The sequence below is a fragment of the Succinatimonas hippei YIT 12066 genome (genome assembly GCF_000188195.1).
In the GTDB taxonomy this organism is placed as follows: domain Bacteria; phylum Pseudomonadota; class Gammaproteobacteria; order Enterobacterales; family Succinivibrionaceae; genus Succinatimonas; species Succinatimonas hippei.
Map to the genome: position 1 here is coordinate 10,171 of NZ_GL831068.1, position 18,861 is coordinate 29,031.

Sequence of the window (18,861 nt, forward strand, 5' to 3'; positions counted from 1 at the left end):
CGGGGTTTTAGCCGCTGATCTTTTTTTGATAAAATAAAATTTGATTTAATTCCTACTGATTTGCAATAAGTTTTTTTGCAAAGAAAAACGCGCAAATCAATGCACCGACTAAAGCAACAGCTGCTCCTGCATAACCGATATAAGCAAGGTTTACTTTACTTGATACAATACCGCCAACCAAAGCACCTGCACCTATTCCCAAATTACAAATACTTGAATAAATCGACATTGCTATAGATGCTTGCTCCGGCATGAGCTTAATGACCTGATCTTGAAATAAAAGACTGTATACGGCAAAAGCCAATCCCCACATAATACAGATTAAAACCGTACTATAGTAATGATAACTTGCAATATGCAGACACAACAAAAAGACCGCAAGACCGAATGTTGCAAAATACGCAAGCTGCTTTAAAGATGTGCTGCTGTAACGAGAAAAAATAAAGCTTCCGGCAACTCCTGAAATACCGAATAAACTTATAGTGACGGTTACCAAATCTACATGAAGCTTAGCCTCATTAAGTAAAAACGGCTCAATAAAGGAATAACCTGTAAAATGACCGGTAAAAATACATGCAGTTATCACATACAAAGTCATTAAAGGTCCGTTTTTGATAATTTGCGGTAAAGAGGATAACGAAGAACGATTGGTTACAGGAACTTTCGGAAAAATAAATTGCAATAGAACAATAATGATAAAGGCAGCAATTCCGAGCAAAGCAAAAGGAGCGCGCCAGCCAAAGGATAAACCGACAATACGGCCAAGCGGCATTCCTAAAACCATTGCAACAGCTGTCCCGGCGCCGACTAATGATAAAGCCGCGGCTCGCTTTCCCGGTGGTGCTAATTTAACGGCAAGCGGCATTGCTATAGACCAAAAAATACAGTGAGACAGGGCAATACAGATTCGAGCAACAAGCAATGTTGCAAAAGATCCGGCAAAAACAGAAATAATATGACCTAAACAGTAAACTCCGATAATTATAGAAAGAAGACGCTTAAACTCAATTCTTGATGCTATAAGCATTAAAGGAAGCGACATAATAAGCACGACCCACGCATAAATCGTGATAATTAAACCTGCTTTTGCTTCAGTAATATTTAAATCTGCCGCAATATCAGTTAAAAGAGCAACCGGAGTAAATTCAGTAGTATTAAAAATAAATGCTGAAAATGTAAGTAAAATAATAGGAAACCAAGAAGAGATTTTTTCTGTAGACATAGTGATGCCGTAAATTATTTAAAAGCCGGGCTAATTATAAATATTAATTGTTAATTTGTTATTAATGCCCTAATTTTGATCTTTTTAACAAACCTAAACTGTAAACCGCACGATTTAAAGTGCGGTTTACCTTCTTAGTCTTCATTTTTCTGCCAAAATTTCCACCAAGGGATCTCTTCCTTACCGTTGGCAACCTCATAAAGATGATCGACAATTCTTTGACGGATTGTGTCTCGTCCGTCATCGGCATCCCAATCCATAGTGGTAAGCAGTTTTACCGCATCATTTACGTGAGCTACGGTGTAAATATGGAAAACACCCTTTTTTACTGCGTTTACAACGCTTGGACGTAAAACCAGCTGATTAACGCAAGAGAATGGGATCACCACTCCCTGAGTTCCGGTAAATCCGTGAAGTCTGCAAACTTTAAAAAATCCTTCAATTTTTTCATTAACTCCGCCGACGGGCTGTACGTCACCGAACTGATCAACTGCTCCCGTTACTGCCAAATCCTGACGAATAGGAACTTTTGCCAAACATGAAATAACAGCACACAAGCCGGTAAGAGAGGCACTGTCGCCGTCAACTTCACTATAAGACTGTTCAAAAACCAAACTTGCCGACATCGGTAAAGGCTGATCAGATCCGAACTCCTTTGTCAGATATCCGTTAATGATCATCATTGCCTTGGCATGAATTTGACCGGCAAGCTCAGCTTTCCTTTCAATATCAATGACATCACCTTCTCCGCCTGCTCTTGCAGTTGCAGTAATACGCACCGGCTCTCCGAACTCATACGAAGTTCCGGCTGTTTCAATGACAGAAAGACCGTTTATCTGACCGACTACAGCTCCCTGCGTACTAATTAAAATCTGCCGATCACGATGATCGCGAAGCTCAGATTCAGCCAAGAAATTAATTCTAAAATCCATAGCTGCTATGGATTTTAAAACGTGACGTTTAGCTACCGTTTCTCCTTTAGCAAAAAAAGAAGCATCTTCAATAAGCGAACGGATCTTTTCTTCAGGAAGACCGAGCCAACGTCTGTCACCGCTTTCACGGCATGCATACATGCATAACAGCCTTACCGCGTCTTCATCAAAATCTTTAATCTCAGGATCTTTTTTCTGATAATGCTTAATAAGACCTGCCATTAGCTCCATACCGCCTACCGACGGAAATTCGAGCACCAAATCAGCCTGTAAAGCATGCTCAAGCTGCGGCCACATCACCATGAGCTCTGCGCAATCACCGCCGTCTCCTGTCAAAATAAGCTTTGCATGGAAATTTTTATCTAAAAAATCCTCAAGCAAACCTATCCATTTGGGATGATCGTTTAAATGCACACAAGGAATTATCACTACATCATATGAAAGCAGCACGCTCTTACAAGATGCATCACCGAAAAGTTCCCGTCTGCTCGGAGCTTTAGCAATAAGCACGCTCTTATCAGAAACTTCACTAACGATAGCTGCCGCTACTTTACACTGATCAATGCGATTCACGGCACATAACATCAAGATATTACGGTTTTTAGAATTAATTAATGCCTTTACGGCATTTTTAGCTCTTAACTGTAAAGAAGCAAAAGAACGTGCCGTTATTTCTTGTGTCGTCGCAAAATTATTTTGTTTAAAGGCAGGATATAAATCTTCTGCTTCAAGTTCATAGCAAGCCCTTACGATATCACTTGAGCCGTTGCTTTTTTTAAACGTTACTTTCTTCAACTACCGCCTCGAAAATTCCGGGTAAATGACGATACTTTTCAGCCAAATCGAGACCGTATCCTACTATAAAACCGCGTTCTAAAACAAATCCTGAATAATCGATCTTAATGTCGGTAATACGGCGCTCTCTTTTATCGATAAAAGCACACAGCTTAACTGATTTGGCTCCGCGCACCAAAAAATGTTCTTTAACTTTCTGCATGGTAAGACCTGAGTCAATCACGTCTTCAATAATCAAAACGTTTTTACCGCGCAGATTTAACTCAACATCTTTTTTAAAGCAAACTTCATGGGATGACTGGGTATCATTGCCGTAAGAGGAGACTCTTAAAAAATCCAACTCAAGCTCAAGCGGGGCAAGAGCTCTTACCAAATCACTGAAAAACAATACCGCACCCTTTAACACGCAAACGGCGACAAGCGACTGACCGGCATAATCTTTACAAATTTGTTCACCCATTTCACGCACACGAGAGGTGATCTCTTCTTTGGTAAAAACAGGCTTTAGTTCTTTTACGGCTATAGACATAAAATCTCCTAATCAAATTCAAAACTGTAGATTAAGTCCACCGCCTGATCAATTGAGGAGGCAAACTCCGCGTAAAGTTTACGCATAAATTCATAACGGACCTTAAATTCACCGATAGCGTTAAAAACACCGTAACCGTATGAAACACGGATCCTTCGGGTAATATATCCTTGTACCGCAACTTGGGTGTCCTCTCCGCTTCCTGCGGTTCCTACTTGAACATCCTGAATACCGAAAGCACCAACAAGCGAATTAACGATACCGGTAGTGGAACTTAAGCCAAGCCCCAAAAGTAAAGAGCTGTTGCTGTCCTGAGAGCTTGCATCTTTTTCAAGACCGTGACCGTAAAGAATATATGACAAAGCTTCATTGTCAGACATTGCCGGACTTGAAACGAAGTCAATTTTAGGATCAGAAGCACTGCCGGTAACTTTAATTCCGACATCAACATCATCCTCAAGAGCAGCTCTGTCTGCGTAAACTTCAACATTCAAAGACGGATTGGCAATATCTCCGTTAAAGCGGGTTTCCGCACGTCCTACAACAAAATGATGTCCGTAAAGATCGATTTTACCGTCAACCACATGTATCTGACCTTGTGCTTTAATACCCGGATCATCAAGAGGCTTTAAGATATCAATTCCGCCCTGCAGATAACCATCAAGTCCCATTGCCTTAATTCTTACGTCTTCACCAAGACGCATTTTCAAATCAATATAAGTATTAACCGGAGATGAAGCTTTTTGCCGCATCAATTCACTGGCTCCGTTCTTTCCGACAATTATTTCATCACCTGAAACGCTCACTCCGGAACTTTCAATATTTTTAACGGAAATCCTTGCCTCCGGAATAGTTACGGTTCCTATTAAACTAAGATTTTCATCAAAAGTTACTCTAGTATCGACATCGGCAAAGGCCTGACCGTAACCTAAAAGAAACAAAGGCAAACGATTTGAAGTTATGCTCAAATCAGCTTTAGCAGCCTCAGACCAGTCCAATGTGCCGTTTAGATCAATTTTACCTTCGTTAAGACTTATAAAGCCCGTTATATCACCGCGATTTCCGTATGAAATTACATTAAGATCAAAATTTTCTATTGAACCTACGTCATAGCGCGGTTCACCTTTGCCTTTCACCATAATGCTGCCGTTAAAAAGCGGTTTTTCAAGCGTACCGGAGAAATCACCGTTAATCCCGGCAGATCCTTCAAGAGCATTAAAAGCACCACCTACTGCAGTAAACAGCGATAAATCAAGGTTGTTTAAATTAAGGTGCCCGGAAAGACGCTTTACTCCTGTCGGATCACTTATTTTTAATGAAGCATCAACGTTTCCGCGATCGCCCAGCAAATTTAAAAGTGCGTTTAAAGTAAGAGTGTTTTGCGTCATGTCAGCGTTTAAATCAACCTTATCCAAAATGATAAGAGCACCCTGACTTGCTGCGGCAATACGATTTGACGTTATGTAAGTCTTGATATCCGGAACACCGTTTTTAATATTGACATCAGCATCGGCTGCAACGGTACCGCTTACAAACGTGCCTTCAGGCAAAAAAGGCTTTAATGATTCAAGCTTAAATGATGCTACTTTAAGAGCCGATTTAACTTCTTTAGGACCGAATATTGTAGGACTTACTGCAATAGTTCCTATATCATCCCCGCTTAGATTAAAAGCACTGACATTTCCTTCCATAGAAGCCGTATTGATATCAACAATTAAGGGTTTTTGCAGTGATATGGCGCCGCTTAACGGATTGGAAATGAAAAACTCATTGACGGCTCCGTGCCATTTACTGTTTTCTTTATCATAATTACCAACAAGCGACATAAATCCAGAAGTATCACCACCGCAGTTGAACACCAGCTCGTGCTTTTCTAAACTGCCGTTAAAATCAACTATGCATTGACGAGACGGTTTTAGTGCTTTAACAAAACGCAAAGTATCGGCAACAGCCGTAAACATGATATTTTCACTTGCAGTATCGACATTTCCGTCAAAAATCAAATTACGCACATGAAAATCACCGCTTGAAAGACGCTGGCTCTTGCCGTTTAGAGCCACGACAAAATCATTATGTTCTCCCGTAACGTTGACATTACCGACAAATTCACCTTTTAGAGTCGGGTATAAATAACTTAAATTATTAAAATTGATCTTACCTTGAAGCTGCGTTTTATTTCCGTATACTCCGGTAAGCTGCAAAGTATTTTCAGGTTGAATAAATTCAATATTCTTTACCTCAATACCGGTATGTAACGTTCCGTATATTTGCTTGCCGATAAGTTTTGATTTTCTATCGTTTAAATGAAAATCAGCGTTTAAATCTTCGACATTAATAATCAAATCCTGATTTTGCGGTTCATAAGCAACATCAATGTCAGAAACGAAAGACAATGATCCTTGCAGTATTTCATTTACAAACCCCAAATCAGAAGCTTTAATATCGGCATCTCCTTTAAATCCGAACGTCTTCTGATAATAAGCATCGCCGCTTACATGGGCATCAATTTCAGATCCTTGATAAACCCCCTTTAGCATTAAATTATTTATATGTGAATAACTAAGACTTGATTTTCCTGAAAATGCCGCAACAAAATTATCAAAGCCGTAACCTGAAAGTTTACCTGAAAAGTTAATATCAAGCCCTTCCTGCAGCGATCCTTTTGCATCCAGGGTCAAATTTTCAACTTGGGCTGTCGGATCTTCAACATATAAAGGCCAAGATAAATATTGAGAATCAACCTTGATTTCAAGCGGCAGCATTGATGACAAGCTATTTATCCTTATATAAAAAGCCGTATCATCAGGATTGATTAAATGACCTTTGGCTTTTAAATCAACTAAAGATCCATTAATATCCGCACTGCCTTGAAGACCGTATAAAACACCGCCGAAATTCTTTTCCGTAGCATCATTAAGCGCCCCTTGACCTGAAAGTTTGAATTCCATCGGAAAATGCTCAATAAAATTCATATTGCCGGTCACAGACACCGAGCCTAACTCATGAAATGCCTCCAATTGCGTCACATAAAGCTTGGTATCAACCCAAGCCGCTGAAAGGGTTATATCGCATAATCCGGTATCAAAACTGCTTTGATAGTAACGTCCGTTCGTAAACTTAATATTGGTAAGAGTAATATCAAAAGGGAGATTTACTGTAGGCAAATCTTCTATAAGGCCGTTACCGTCATCAAATCCTGAAACGGCATTTTCAGTTTTCACCTCCGAAACAAGCTGTGCTTTTTCAGCTGTCTCGTCTTTTGTAAACACTAAAGTCTGATCTTTCCCCGACTGTAAATTACTAATCGCCTGTGTAACATCTTGCTGTATTTTTTCAATCTTCTTCCGATCTGTTTCGCTTTCGCCGCCTTTTAAATGAACTACCGGCTTTGAAGCAATCGTATCAACCATATAAAGAAGATAGTTGTTGGCTCCAAGACTTTTTGTTTTAAACATATCAACATTTACGTCAAGAATATCCATGCCGTAATGAAAATTATTGACAGTAAAATCATGAATTTGAATCGCAACCGGAAAAACAATCTTTTCAGGAGAGAGGTTTTCTTCCGGCAAAGGTTTTTCAACATTCGTTTCGTCTTGCTTATCCGAGGTCAACAACACGACCTCAAGATTATCAGCCTTTAATTTACTTACATCCAGATATTTATATACGAGAACATCGGTTAAATCATAAGCAATGTCAAAAGAAGAAGCACTTACCTTAACAATATCTTTAACTTCAACGTACAGATTGCCGGTCTTAAATCCGCGATAAAGAGAGCCACCTTTTAAATCAATATCAAGAATAACAGTATCTTTTACCAGATCTTTTACGGTGTTTAAAGTAAATTTAGCTCCTGAGTACGTACCTACAAGAAAACAAACGGCAGCAAAAACAACCAATATAAAAATAAGAAAAATACTTATAAGGAGTTTTAAGATATTCCACTTCTTCATAATTAAAACTCCGGACCGAATGCAAAGTGTAAACGGATATTCGAGACATCGCTATCGCTGCCATTATCTATTCCTAAGCCTAAGTCAACACGGACGGTTCCGTAAGGCGAAACATATCGATAGCCGATACCAGGACCGAAAAGAAAATCATCCTTATAATCATCCGTTGCCGTACCGGCATCAAGAAAAACCGCCATGCGCGAATTGGCTATTCCTATAGGGAACTGATACTCCAAAGTTCCGGTAGTAAGATAGCGGGCACCTTTTAACCCGCCTGAATTATGAGGCGCCTCATCCATATAACCGTACCCGCGGATAGACTGATCACCACCGGCAAAAAAGCGCAGACTGGGCGGTAATGTTTCGCTGTCAGGACCGAAAATACCACCTTGCTGCAAACGCATTACCAAACGCGTATTTTCGGTAGGAGAGACAACAGCTTTGAAAGTGGCTAGCGCTCTAAAGAAAGAGTAATCGGATATTCCCGAAGTGGCTCCTGTAAGATCAAGATTTAAAGAATAGCCGTAACGCGGATCGAAACCGCCTGAACTTTCACGGCGGGACAGCTGCAATGCCGGCATTAAATTCCAGCCGTATCCTTTTTCAGATCCCTGCGTATAATCTTCGTATTCTGCTCTTATAGAGTAATCACGACGCCAAACTCCGGTATCGTTAGCCACATAATGGAAACTCAAGTGCGAACGATCTGATAGCGTATCATTTAAATCGGTATGGGTCTGCGATGCACTTATATAGTAATAATCAAGATTCGGATTTTTACGCGGTATCTTATAAACTACCTGAGCATTTTGCGTAACCTGCGATAATTTAGCATATGAAGACAAAGAGTGTCCGCTGCTGTTTAAAAGCGGTTTATCCCATTCAAACAGCATACGCGGACCTTCATCGGTTGAAAAACCGGCACCGACGCGCATCAGATTATTACTGCGTCTTTCAAGATGAACCTTAAGCGGAACTTTATAATCTTCAATAGCTTCCATCTGCGGAGTAATGTCTATCGAGCGATAGAAATTAGTCCGGGTAAGACTTGATTGATAATCACTGATTTCCTTAGTTGAAAAAGGCTTGCCTTCGTTTAAAGTCATCAATGACTCAACAGGTTTTAATAATTCATCAGTTGTTTCATCAGTAATGAATTTGCCGAAAGAATACCTCTTGCCCGTATCAATAAGAAGCTCAATATCGGCAAAATTCTCTTCGGTATAAACCATAATGCGCGAAGACAAAAGTTCCACGTCAAAAAAGCCTAAAGATAAAGCTTTAGAACGCAGATCCGACTTTAATTTTTCATAAGCCCCATGATCAAGCAGCGTATAAGACTTAATCGAGCTGTTAGACAGCAAATCGGAAAATACTTTATAGTCAGCGCCTTCACCTAAAATTTCAACATTGCAATTACGTATAAACAAAGGTTTGCCGGCATCCACGCTTACAACAACTTCAGTGGCGTTAGGATCGTCCCTTTTTGGCAACTCAACTTTAATCTCAGGGTGGTAATAGCCGAATGCGCGCAGTGCTTTTTGCGTATTTTCCCTAATTTCGCGATTAAAAAGAAAAACCCGTTCTTTAGCAATTGCAGGCATGGTATTTAAAAAAGCCTGCACATTGTCATGAAGCTGCTGATTCAACCCTTCTACTTTAAATGTTACGTACACCGTATCATCGGGTTTTTGTTCGATAAGTTCGTCATTTGAACCGCAAGAACATAAAAACAAAGCACATAAGACCGCAGCGCAATAGCACAGACTTCTTTTGCATAAAATTTTTATCTGCGGCAAAACAACAATCATTTTTAACTTTTGGGCCTTATTTCAATCCTTTTAATTATCGCAAATAATTGAACAAAATAAGTAATTTACTCTAAAAATTAAGCGCTGCTTAAAAAACTCTTCAAAATAAATAAGATACCTTATCTTCTTTTTTCCAGACTAAGATTTTTTGCATCAAAATGCACCGCAAGTATGAACAAATACGGACTTCACTATATAATGATAGATTCAGTAAAACTTTAATAGTATAGGCAGAAAATTAAAGAGGAAATTATGAGCATGGTTAACAATGACGCCAGCCGTTCACGCCTTAGAATTGCGATTCAAAAATCAGGTCGTTTAACCGACGATACCGAAAAGCTGTTTAAAAACTGTGGAATAAAAATTAACGAAAGCCGCGATCATTTACTTGCTCATGTTGAGAATCTGCCGATTGACATTTTGCGCGTACGTGATGACGACATTCCGGGTCTTGTAATGGATCATGTGGTTGACTGGGGTATCGTCGGACAAAACGTTCTTGAAGAAACCATGATGCAGCGTAAAGTAGACGGCATGCCGACCGGCTTTCGTGAAGTCATGAAATTAAATTACGGCGACTGCCGTTTATCCGTTGCAATTCCTCAAGAAAAAGAATGGCACGGCCTTGCCGATTTGGAAGGCTGCAAAATTGCAACTACCTATCCTTTTTTATTAAAAAGAAAATTAAGTGAACAAGGCATAAACTTCAAGCCGGTTCTTTTGACCGGCAGCGTTGAAGTTGCACCGCGCGCCGGACTTGCCGATGCTATTTGCGATTTGGTCTGCACCGGAGCTACCCTGCAAGCTAACGGTTTGCGTGAAGTTGACACCATCTATGAGTCAAAAGCCGTATTAATCGGCCGTGATCAGGACTTATTCCCTGAAAAGCAAGCTATTGCTGATTTGATTATCCCCCGTCTTAAAGGCGTCATGGCTGCCCGCGAAAGCAAGTACATCATGATGAATGCGCCCAAAGCAATGCTGCAGCAAATAAAGGCAATTTTGCCGGGAGCCGAAAACCCTTCAATTATAGAGCTTGAAGGAGAAACCGATCGCGTAGCACTGCATGTCGTATCCCGAGAAAAACTTTTCTGGGAAACGATGGAGCAATTAAAGGCACTCGGAGCTTCCTCTATCCTGGTAGTACCTATAGAAAAAATGCTTGATTAATTAGAAGGTTCAAAATGGATATAAAATTCTGGGATAAATTAAATAATGCCGAACGCGTTGCCGCTTTAACAAGACCGGCGCAAAACGACAGCGCAAAAGTCGCTGAGATTGTCCGCTCGATTATTGACAATATAAAAAAAGACGGGGACACAGCTTTACTCCGATATTCAAAAGAGCTTGATAAATATGAAGGCAACGATCTTGAATTTACCAAAGATGAAATCAAGCAAGCTTGCGATCGCGTAAGCGCTAAACTTAAAAAAGCCATTAATCTCGCTCTTGCCAATATTAAAGCTTTTCATGCTGCGCAAAAGCCCTGTCACGTAAAGCTTGAAACTTTCCCGGGGATCACCTGCATGACCGCAACTCATCCGATTGAGTCTGTAGGTCTTTACGTACCCGGAGGAAGTGCACCTTTGGTTTCAACTGCTTTGATGCTCGCCGTTCCCGCAAAGATTGCAGGATGCGATGAAATCATCTTATGTTCTCCGCCTCCCGTTTCGGATGCTATCGTTTACGCCGCACACAAAGCCGGAGTTAAACGTATTTTCCGCATTGGAGGAGCACAAGCTATCGCAGCTATGGCTTACGGAACCCAATCAGTTCCTAAAGTACTTAAAATTTTCGGTCCGGGCAATCAATTCGTTACCATGGCAAAACGCATGGTAAGCGAAGATCCTAACGGTGCAGCCATTGAAATGCCTGCAGGTCCTTCTGAAGTTTTGGTAATTGCCGACGACAAAGCCAATCCTGAGTTAATCGCCGCCGACTTATTATCACAAGCCGAGCACGGTCCTGATTCTCAAGTTATCTTATTAAGTCCGTCGGAAAAACAAATAAGAGATTCTCTTGCTGCAGTTGACAGACAGCTTCAAGTCCTGCCGCGTAAAGAAATTGCTCAAAAAGCGTTATCAAAGAGTACGGCAATCATTTGCAAAGATTTAGACGAATGTGCTGAAATTTCCTGCAAATATGCTCCTGAACATCTTATTGTTCAGACACAAAAGCCTAAGACACTGTTGCCCAAGCTGCGTAATGCAGGATCTATTTTCCTCGGAGCTTACACACCCGAATCTTTAGGTGATTACGCCTCAGGTACCAATCATACTCTGCCCACCTACGGCTATGCCCGTACCGCTTCAGCTCTCGGCACCGATGATTTCAGACGCCGCTTTACCGTATCCCACGCTTCCAAAAAGGGAATAATCGGTATTGCCGCAACTGTTGAAGCGTTAGCAGCAGCCGAAGGTCTTGATGCTCATAAGAATGCCGCCGCTATTCGCGTAAAAGCAGCCAAAGGAACAATTTAGGAGAAAAGTATGGATATTGAGAAACTTGCAGCCAAACACGTTCAAAAGCTTGTACCTTATCAGTCGGCACGACGCATCGGCGGTCACGGCCATACTTTTTTAAATGCAAATGAGTCGCCAAAAAGCGAGTTGTACTTCTTCAATTCTACAACCTTAAACCGCTATCCGGATTGTCAACCGCAGGAGGTAGTGACAGCATACGCCGATTACACAGATCTGCGTCCTGAAAACGTACTCGTAACCCGCGGCTCAGATGAAGGCATCGGTCTTATCATCCGTACATTCTGTGAAAAAGATCAAGACGGTATTGTTATCGCTCCTCCTACATACGGAATGTATGAAATCGCCGCCCAAACCAACGATGCTAAAGTAGCTTACGCTGTACGTAATGATGATTTTACGTTAGATGCCAAAGCTGTTCTTGATGCAGTAGAAAAAGCTCCGTTTAAAGTTAAAGCAGTATTTATCGACAGTCCGGCAAATCCCTTGGGCATTATTTTCAGCAAAGACGAGCTTTTAAAGCTGCTTGAAGCTTTACCTGAAACATTTATTGTCATGGATGAAGCTTATATTGAATTTTCAGCTAAAAATACCGTTGTTGATTTAATAAAAGATCATCCGAACCTTATAGTACTTCGTACTTTATCAAAAGCCTTTGCCTTAGCCGGCATCCGCTGCGGGTTTACCTTGGCAAATAAAGAAGTAATTGCTCTTTTAACCAAGGTCATCGATCCTTATCCTATTCCGGATCCGGTAGCCCAAGTGGCCAAGCAGGCACTTGCCTCTGGCGGTAAAGATTTGATGAGGATCCGCGTTTCTTTGGCTTTAAAACGCCGTGCTATTTTAGAAAGCGCTTTATTGTCTTTACCAATTGTCAGCAAAGTGTTCCCGTCTGAAGCTAATTTCCTGCTTGTTAAATTCAAAAACGGACCGGAAATTTTCAATGCGGTAGCACAAAAAGGCATTATTCTTCGTTCTTTTGAAACCAAGCCCGGTCTTAAAGACTGCGTGCGTATTTCAATCGGTTCGGATGAAGAGCTTGACGAATTAATGCGTGTTTTAAGCGTTCTTGCTGCAGTATAAAAATGTATCTAAGATGAAAAAGTATTTATTTATCGATAGAGACGGAACATTAGTCAGAGAACCGAATGATTTTCAAGTCGACAGCCTTGAAAAAATATCTTTTGCTCCCAATGTTATTCCGGCTTTAACCCGCTTAAAAAATGCGGGGTTTACTTTCGTCATGGTATCCAATCAAGACGGCTTGGGCACTTCATCCTTTCCGCTTGAAACGTTTACCAAACCGCACGAGTTTATCCTGAATACTTTAAAAAGTCAGGGTATTACCTTTGAGCAAGTACTTATTTGTCCGCATTTTGAAAAAGATAACTGTGACTGCCGTAAACCTAAACTCGGTCTTGTCATGGCTTATTTAAAAGATACATCTTGGGACAGAGCTCATTCTTACTTTATCGGAGATCGCAGCACTGATCTGCAGATGGGTGAGAATATGGGAATACAGAGTATTCTCTATCACGAAGATTCCATGCCTTGGGACAAAATTGCTGACGACCTAACCATAAGACATCGCATTGCAACGGTAAGCCGCCATACTAAAGAAACAAAGATTGATATTACGGTTGATCTTGATCATCACGGTACATCCAAAATCGACACCGGTATGGGATTTTTTGATCATATGCTTGATCAAATTGCCACTCACGGCGGATTTAATATGGATGTTAAAGTCACAGGCGACTTATTTGTCGATGAGCACCATTCCATTGAAGATACCGGCATTGCCCTAGGTACTGCAATAAAAGAAGCTCTTTTAGATAAACGCGGTATCGGACGTTTCGGATTCGTACTGCCGATGGATGAAGTTTATGCTCATGTTTTTGCTGATAAATTAAATGATGACGGTGTAACGGTTGCCCTTGATATATCAGGCAGACCTCACTGTAATTTCAGACTTGACGGAATTTTCAGTGAAGAAAAAGCCGGAGCCATGCCCGTCCAAATGGTTCCGCACTTTTTTGAGTCACTTGCCGTCGCTTTAGGGCTTACGCTGCATATGAAAGTCTCTAACGGTAACTGCCATCATCAGATTGAAGCCCTGTTCAAAGCTTTCGGACGGGCTTTGCGTCAGGCAATAACCGTAAGCGGTACCGATCTTCCTTCTTCAAAAGGAACTTTGTGATGAAACTTTGCATCATTGATACCAAATCCGCTAATTTAAATTCAGTGGTACAGGCTTTAAAACGTCTTGACGTTGAGCCGATAATTACCTCCGAAACTGATATTTTAAATAAAGCGGATAAACTCATTCTCCCCGGAGTGGGAACAGCTTCTGCGGTTATGTCCGGAATTAACGACGGTTTTCTTTATGATTTTATTTTAAATACTAAAAAACCGCTTTTAGGCATATGCCTTGGCATGCAGGTTTTAGGCGCGGCATCGGCAGAAGTTCCTTTAAACTCGGATCTTGAAGAAATCAAAACTTTAAACATTGTTTCGGGAAAAGTAAGACAGCTTCACGGCGACGATATAATTTTGCCGCATATGGGCTGGAATACTGTCAGCCACAGCGATCATCCTTTATTTAAAGGAATAAAACAAGACGCCTATTTCTATTTCGTACACTCCTTTGCCATGGATGTCGGAGATTACACTATAGGTACTTGTGAATACGGAGTGAAATTTACCGCCGCTTTATGCCGCGATAATTTTATGGGCGTGCAATTCCATCCTGAAAAATCAGGATCGGTAGGTGCCATGCTTTTGAACAATTTCATTAAACTTTAGGAAAACAGCGTGATCATTCCTGCAATAGATCTGCAAGGCGGCCAGGTGGTTCGCTTAAAGCAAGGTGACTTTAGTCAAAAAACCGTTTTTAATTTCGATCCGATTTCTCGTATTCTGCAGGCGGCCAATCAAGGTGCCCAAATGGCGCACATAGTTGATTTGGACGGAGCTAAAAATCCTGCTAAAAGACAAAGAGCGGCAATAGGACGTATTGTCAAAGCTTCCCCTATTCCTATTCAGACCGGCGGTGGGATCCGATCTGCAAGTGACGTAAAAAACCTGCTTGACAGCGGAGTGGAGCGCGTTGTCATCGGCTCGGTTGCCGTAAAAGAGCCTGAGCTGGTACGCGGATGGATGCGCCGCTTCGGCAGTGAACACATTACTTTAGCTTTCGATGTACGCATCATTGATAGTATTGCCTATGTTGCCACCCACGGCTGGCTGCAAACTTCAGATTTAAAACTTGAAACAGCTATATCAAGGTATTTAAGTTCAGGTCTTAAGCATGTCTTAGTTACCGATATCAGTAAAGACGGAATGATGAAAGGCGCAAACAACCATCTTTACGCCAAACTTGCAGCACAATTTCCGCAATTGGACATTATTGCTTCAGGCGGAATTTCATCGCTTGATGACATTAAAGCAGTTGCAAAATCAGGAGCAACTTCCGTAGTATTGGGTCGTTCTCTTTTAGAAGGACGTTTTACCGTCAGTGAGGCAATAAAATGCTGGCAAAACGCATAATTCCGTGTCTTGACGTCAGAGACGGGGTCGTTGTTAAAGGCGTGCAGTTTAAAAATCACGAAGTCATGGGGTCTATTGTTGATTTAGCCAAACGCTATGCCGACGAAGGCGCAGACGAACTCGTTTTTTATGACATCACCGCTTCAGCCGACCGCCGCCGCGTTGATAAATCATGGGTAGCAAAAATTGCTGAAGTTATAAATATTCCGTTTGCCGTAGCCGGAGGAATTAAAACCGAAGAAGACGCACAGCAGATTTTAGCTTACGGTGCTGACAAAATTTCCATTAACAGTCCGGCACTTGCCGATCCTTCATTAATTACGCGCCTTGCCGATCGCTTCGGCGTACAATGCGTTGTTGTCGGAATCGACACTTATTACGATGAAGTCTCAAATACCTATCAGGTTAAACAATACACGGGCAAAACCGAAAGTACTGTTACTACAAAGTGGCAGACGCTAGACTGGGTCAAAGAAGTTCAGAAACGCGGTGCCGGTGAAATAGTGCTTAATATGATGAACCAGGACGGCATGCGTAACGGCTATGATTTAAAACAATTACAAGCAGTCCGAAAAATCTGCAAGGTTCCTCTCATAGCCTCAGGCGGTGCCGGAACAATGGAACATTTTTATGATGCTTTTAACGAATGCGATGTAGACGGAGCATTAGCTGCTTCCGTTTTCCATAAAAAGATCATTGAGATCGGCGAACTTAAAAATTTCTTAAGAAAAAAAGGAGTAACAATCCGTGATAACCCCTAAACCCGTGCTCGATTATTGCTATGGCTTTGAGAGCATTGACGAACTTGATTTTGAAAAAGGCAACGGCTTAATCCCTGCCGTTATTCAAAATGCCCAAACCGGACAAGTTCTTATGGTCGGCTATATGAATAAAGAAGCCCTGCAAAAAACCATTACGGGGCGCTTTGTAACTTTCTACAGCCGTGATCGTCAAAAGTTATGGACAAAAGGCGAGGAAAGCGGCAACTTTCTGCATCTGCGCGCCATTACCACCGATTGTGACAAAGATACTTTATTAATCTTAGTCCGTCCCGACGGCCCGACCTGTCATAAAGGAACCGTAAGCTGCTTTGATGCTTCCCCGCTTCCTGATGCCACAGCCCGTTATATTATGAATATGATAAAGTAATAAAGAGCTATGACAACCGATCCTTACCTTAATACCCATATTGGTCTTGAAACCGAAACAGTAGTTATCTTCGTTGCCCTTGCAATTATCGCTATGGGTATTGATATGTGGGCACACCGCTCAGATAAACCTATTGCTTTAAAACAGGCCGTAGCATGGACTTTGTTCTGGATCTCAATAGGCCTAGGTTTTGCCGGATTCTTGTACTTCCATTTTAACGGAGAAGTAGCATCCTTATACCTTGCCGGCTATCTTTTCGAACAGGCTCTCTCTGTTGACAACCTGTTTGTAATGATGGCGATTTTTGCCTGGTTTAAAGTTCCGGAAAAATACTGCCATCGTGTCTTATATTGGGGTGTATTGGGAGCCGTGGTTTTCCGTATGGTCTTCGTCGTAATCGGATCCACCCTCTTTGCAATGGGTCCTGTCGTCGAAATCATTTTTGCCCTGATGGTTGCAGCTTCGGGATTCATGATGCTCAAAAAGCATGATGATGCAGAAGAAAACAAGGACTTTTCCTCTCACCTTGCGTACAAAACCGTACGTTTATTTATCCCGGTATTTCCGCGCATCGTCGGACATAACTTCTTTTTAAGAAAAGAAGAAGTTGAAAAAGAGCTTGAAAAGCCTGAAAACAAGACTATCGTGTTAAAACGTTCCGGTCCGTGGTTTGCAACACCGCTGTTTTTATGCCTTGCTGTCATCGAAACCACCGACGTAATGTTCGCTTTTGACTCTGTGCCGGCTGTTATTGCTGTCAGCCGAGAGCCTTTAATCGTTTATTCTGCAATGATTTTTGCCGTTCTGGGCTTGCGCTCCATGTATTTTGTGCTTGATGCCATGCGTCAATACCTGGTGCATCTTGAAAAAGCCGTTACAGTACTGCTCTTTTTCATTGCCTTTAAGTTAGGAGCTTCGGCAAGCTTGCATCTTTTCGGTTTCGGTTTAGACATCAGTGTCTATACCTCACTTGCCGTAATTGCCGTAATTTTATCTTTAGGCATTATCGCCAGTTTTATTTTCCCTAAGAAAAGATAAGGGTTATTTCTGCCGTTCCTGTAAAAACAGGAACGGTTTTTTAGTTTTCGTCCTGACTTATAGAAGTTTCAATTAGTTTTCTTGCCTTATCCACCGAATTTTCACGACAAAAAAGTTTAAAAAACTCCACTAACTTTTTATCCGTACGCCTGGCAAAACCCAAAAACTGCTTGGCTCTGTCTAAAACCGACTTTTCCTGGAATCGTCGACTAATCAGCTCCTGTATAAACTCATCAACTACTTTTAGTACCTCAGAAGTTGTGTAAGGCTCAGCTCCGTCTTTTAACACAGCTCCTGCATTGGGAATTGACAGAGCGCCGCGTCCTACCATTAAGCGATCGGTTTTTGCCGCTTCAGAACACTGTTGTCCATCCTCAAAAGACAAAATATCACCGTTTGCAACCATTGGAATACCGTGAGCATATTCTCTTACCCTGCCGATAACCGACCAGTCAAGCGCAGCTTCTGAATACAAATCCTTACGGGTTCTGGCATGCATAATGATTTCATCGACACCGTCAACGGCAATAGCAGAAACAATTTCCGGAGCTTCTTCTTTGCTTAAAAATCCGGTTCGCACCTTTACGGATAAGAATATCTCCGGTAAAAGCGCATCACGTACCGTCGACACAATTTCATGCATCAAATCAGGCTCTTTTAAAAGCATCGCCCCGCCGTGATGAACAAAGCGCGAAGGACAGCCGAAATTAATATCAATGCTTTTAGCCCCGAGTTTAACGGCACGAACTGCAGTAGCTGCAATAGTTTGAGGATTATCTCCTAAAAGCTGAACTCTCACTAAGGTTCCGCTTGCAGTACGCGCATTATTCTCCTTAAGTTCAGGGACCTCACGTTCTAAAGTTTTATATGGCAGCACAACATCGGTAACACGAATAAACTCAGAAAAACATTCATCATAATTACCGTGAGCAGTCAAAACTTTACGTAAAGGAGGATCTGCAACTCCCTCCATAGGAGCTAAATAAACCTTATTTATCTGCATAATGAAATTTTAAAAGGAATGAAAACGCCGCTATTTTACCTTAAAAGCTGTGAAATCAAAGCCTAAAATACGTTTTTAAGTTTTTTTATGACTTATATTCTGCTTGACGTCCTCCTCGGTCTAAAGGTCTAAGATCCTACCGCTAAACAACAATACTGCTATTGTCGTTTAGCCTAGGCTGGTTCCTGCTGCCGACCTCTATTAAAGTTAGCTTTACAGACCATCCGGGCAATCCTGCCCTTATTAATATGTTTTATACGGCATTGTGATCGGCATTTGCCTCATAGCCGCACTTAATACACTTGAATAGCACCTGCGCATTGCCTGCTTCTGCTTCCTGTCAGGACGCAGTTTATACTTAAAGGCAATATGCATTATTTCCGGCATCCATAAACTA

At 41.5% G+C, this 18,861-nt stretch carries 16 protein-coding genes; 9 read left to right on the plus strand and 7 right to left on the minus strand.

The window, feature by feature from the left end:
• Window positions 1-52 precede the first annotated feature (52 nt).
• The 5 genes from HMPREF9444_RS09400 to HMPREF9444_RS09420 form a co-directional block, all read right to left on the minus strand.
• Window positions 53-1,222, minus strand: a complete 1,170-nt coding sequence (locus HMPREF9444_RS09400; RefSeq protein WP_009144201.1) for a sugar transporter — start codon at window positions 1,220-1,222, stop codon at window positions 53-55.
• Between the two features lie 134 nt (window positions 1,223-1,356).
• Entirely contained in the window at window positions 1,357-2,949 is a 1,593-nt protein-coding gene (locus tag HMPREF9444_RS09405; protein WP_009144202.1) for a S16 family serine protease, read from the minus strand.
• Window positions 2,930-3,478 (minus strand): hypoxanthine phosphoribosyltransferase, encoded by a 549-nt coding sequence (gene hpt, locus HMPREF9444_RS09410; protein ID WP_009144203.1) that lies wholly within the window; start codon window positions 3,476-3,478, stop codon window positions 2,930-2,932. Before hpt ends, HMPREF9444_RS09405 begins: the two co-directional genes overlap by 20 nt.
• Before the next feature lie 8 nt (window positions 3,479-3,486).
• Entirely contained in the window at window positions 3,487-7,434 is a 3,948-nt protein-coding gene (locus tag HMPREF9444_RS09415) for a translocation/assembly module TamB domain-containing protein (protein WP_009144204.1), read from the minus strand.
• Window positions 7,435-7,436: 2 nt separating this feature from the next.
• Complete coding sequence (locus tag HMPREF9444_RS09420; protein ID WP_009144205.1) at window positions 7,437-9,245, minus strand: autotransporter assembly complex protein TamA; 1,809 nt, start codon at window positions 9,243-9,245, stop codon at window positions 7,437-7,439.
• A gap of 252 nt (window positions 9,246-9,497) precedes the next feature.
• Here HMPREF9444_RS09420 and hisG point away from each other — a divergent pair, with 252 nt between their 5' ends.
• The 9 genes from hisG to HMPREF9444_RS09465 are packed head-to-tail and all read left to right on the plus strand — an operon-like array spanning window position 9,498 to window position 17,461.
• Entirely contained in the window at window positions 9,498-10,415 is a 918-nt protein-coding gene (gene hisG, locus HMPREF9444_RS09425) for an ATP phosphoribosyltransferase (RefSeq protein WP_009144206.1), read from the plus strand.
• A gap of 14 nt (window positions 10,416-10,429) precedes the next feature.
• Window positions 10,430-11,725, plus strand: coding sequence for a histidinol dehydrogenase (hisD, locus tag HMPREF9444_RS09430; protein WP_009144207.1), 1,296 nt, complete (start codon window positions 10,430-10,432; stop codon window positions 11,723-11,725).
• 9 nt (window positions 11,726-11,734) lie between these two features.
• Window positions 11,735-12,808: a histidinol-phosphate transaminase gene (gene hisC / locus HMPREF9444_RS09435; protein ID WP_009144208.1), complete on the plus strand. Its 1,074-nt coding sequence runs from the start codon at window positions 11,735-11,737 to the stop codon at window positions 12,806-12,808.
• 13 nt (window positions 12,809-12,821) lie between these two features.
• Window positions 12,822-13,925 (plus strand): bifunctional histidinol-phosphatase/imidazoleglycerol-phosphate dehydratase HisB, encoded by a 1,104-nt coding sequence (gene hisB / locus HMPREF9444_RS09440; RefSeq protein WP_009144209.1) that lies wholly within the window; start codon window positions 12,822-12,824, stop codon window positions 13,923-13,925.
• Window positions 13,925-14,530 carry an imidazole glycerol phosphate synthase subunit HisH gene (gene hisH, locus HMPREF9444_RS09445; protein ID WP_009144210.1) on the plus strand — a complete coding sequence of 202 codons (606 nt, stop codon included), beginning with the start codon at window positions 13,925-13,927 and terminating at the stop codon, window positions 14,528-14,530. Before hisB ends, hisH begins: the two co-directional genes overlap by 1 nt.
• A gap of 9 nt (window positions 14,531-14,539) precedes the next feature.
• Entirely contained in the window at window positions 14,540-15,274 is a 735-nt protein-coding gene (hisA, locus tag HMPREF9444_RS09450) for a 1-(5-phosphoribosyl)-5-[(5-phosphoribosylamino)methylideneamino]imidazole-4-carboxamide isomerase (protein ID WP_009144211.1), read from the plus strand.
• Window positions 15,256-16,035 carry an imidazole glycerol phosphate synthase subunit HisF gene (hisF, locus tag HMPREF9444_RS09455; RefSeq protein WP_009144212.1) on the plus strand — a complete coding sequence of 260 codons (780 nt, stop codon included), beginning with the start codon at window positions 15,256-15,258 and terminating at the stop codon, window positions 16,033-16,035. Before hisA ends, hisF begins: the two co-directional genes overlap by 19 nt.
• Window positions 16,022-16,423: a phosphoribosyl-AMP cyclohydrolase gene (hisI, locus tag HMPREF9444_RS09460; RefSeq protein ID WP_009144213.1), complete on the plus strand. Its 402-nt coding sequence runs from the start codon at window positions 16,022-16,024 to the stop codon at window positions 16,421-16,423. The genes hisF and hisI overlap by 14 nt, the downstream gene beginning before the upstream one ends.
• Window positions 16,424-16,432: 9 nt before the next feature.
• The gene (locus HMPREF9444_RS09465) at window positions 16,433-17,461 is read left to right on the plus strand and encodes a TerC/Alx family metal homeostasis membrane protein (protein WP_009144214.1); all 1,029 of its coding nucleotides are present in this window, start codon (window positions 16,433-16,435) and stop codon (window positions 17,459-17,461) included.
• A 40-nt stretch (window positions 17,462-17,501) separates the two neighbouring features.
• On the opposite strand, the gene HMPREF9444_RS09470 is transcribed toward HMPREF9444_RS09465, so the two are convergent.
• Complete coding sequence (locus HMPREF9444_RS09470; protein ID WP_009144215.1) at window positions 17,502-18,464, minus strand: tRNA-dihydrouridine synthase; 963 nt, start codon at window positions 18,462-18,464, stop codon at window positions 17,502-17,504.
• Between the two features lie 243 nt (window positions 18,465-18,707).
• Window positions 18,708-18,851 (minus strand): helix-turn-helix domain-containing protein, encoded by a 144-nt coding sequence (locus HMPREF9444_RS11440; RefSeq protein ID WP_407083900.1) that lies wholly within the window; start codon window positions 18,849-18,851, stop codon window positions 18,708-18,710.
• Between the last annotated feature and the right edge of the window lie 10 nt (window positions 18,852-18,861).

Bases quoted from the DNA above. Each gene is read 5' to 3' on its own strand.
- HMPREF9444_RS09400 (WP_009144201.1), bottom strand. From the start codon at position 1,222: ATGTCTACAGAAAAAATCTCTTCTTGGTTTCCTATTATTTTACTTACA.
- hpt (WP_009144203.1), bottom strand. From the start codon at position 3,478: ATGTCTATAGCCGTAAAAGAACTAAAGCCTGTTTTTACCAAAGAAGAG.
- HMPREF9444_RS09415 (WP_009144204.1), bottom strand. From the start codon at position 7,434: ATGAAGAAGTGGAATATCTTAAAACTCCTTATAAGTATTTTTCTTATT.
- HMPREF9444_RS09420 (WP_009144205.1), bottom strand. From the start codon at position 9,245: ATGATTGTTGTTTTGCCGCAGATAAAAATTTTATGCAAAAGAAGTCTG.
- hisG (WP_009144206.1), top strand. From the start codon at position 9,498: ATGAGCATGGTTAACAATGACGCCAGCCGTTCACGCCTTAGAATTGCG.
- hisD (WP_009144207.1), top strand. From the start codon at position 10,430: ATGGATATAAAATTCTGGGATAAATTAAATAATGCCGAACGCGTTGCC.
- hisC (WP_009144208.1), top strand. From the start codon at position 11,735: ATGGATATTGAGAAACTTGCAGCCAAACACGTTCAAAAGCTTGTACCT.
- hisB (WP_009144209.1), top strand. From the start codon at position 12,822: ATGAAAAAGTATTTATTTATCGATAGAGACGGAACATTAGTCAGAGAA.
- hisH (WP_009144210.1), top strand. From the start codon at position 13,925: ATGAAACTTTGCATCATTGATACCAAATCCGCTAATTTAAATTCAGTG.
- hisF (WP_009144212.1), top strand. From the start codon at position 15,256: ATGCTGGCAAAACGCATAATTCCGTGTCTTGACGTCAGAGACGGGGTC.
- HMPREF9444_RS09465 (WP_009144214.1), top strand. From the start codon at position 16,433: ATGACAACCGATCCTTACCTTAATACCCATATTGGTCTTGAAACCGAA.
- HMPREF9444_RS09470 (WP_009144215.1), bottom strand. From the start codon at position 18,464: ATGCAGATAAATAAGGTTTATTTAGCTCCTATGGAGGGAGTTGCAGAT.
- HMPREF9444_RS11440 (WP_407083900.1), bottom strand. From the start codon at position 18,851: ATGCCGGAAATAATGCATATTGCCTTTAAGTATAAACTGCGTCCTGAC.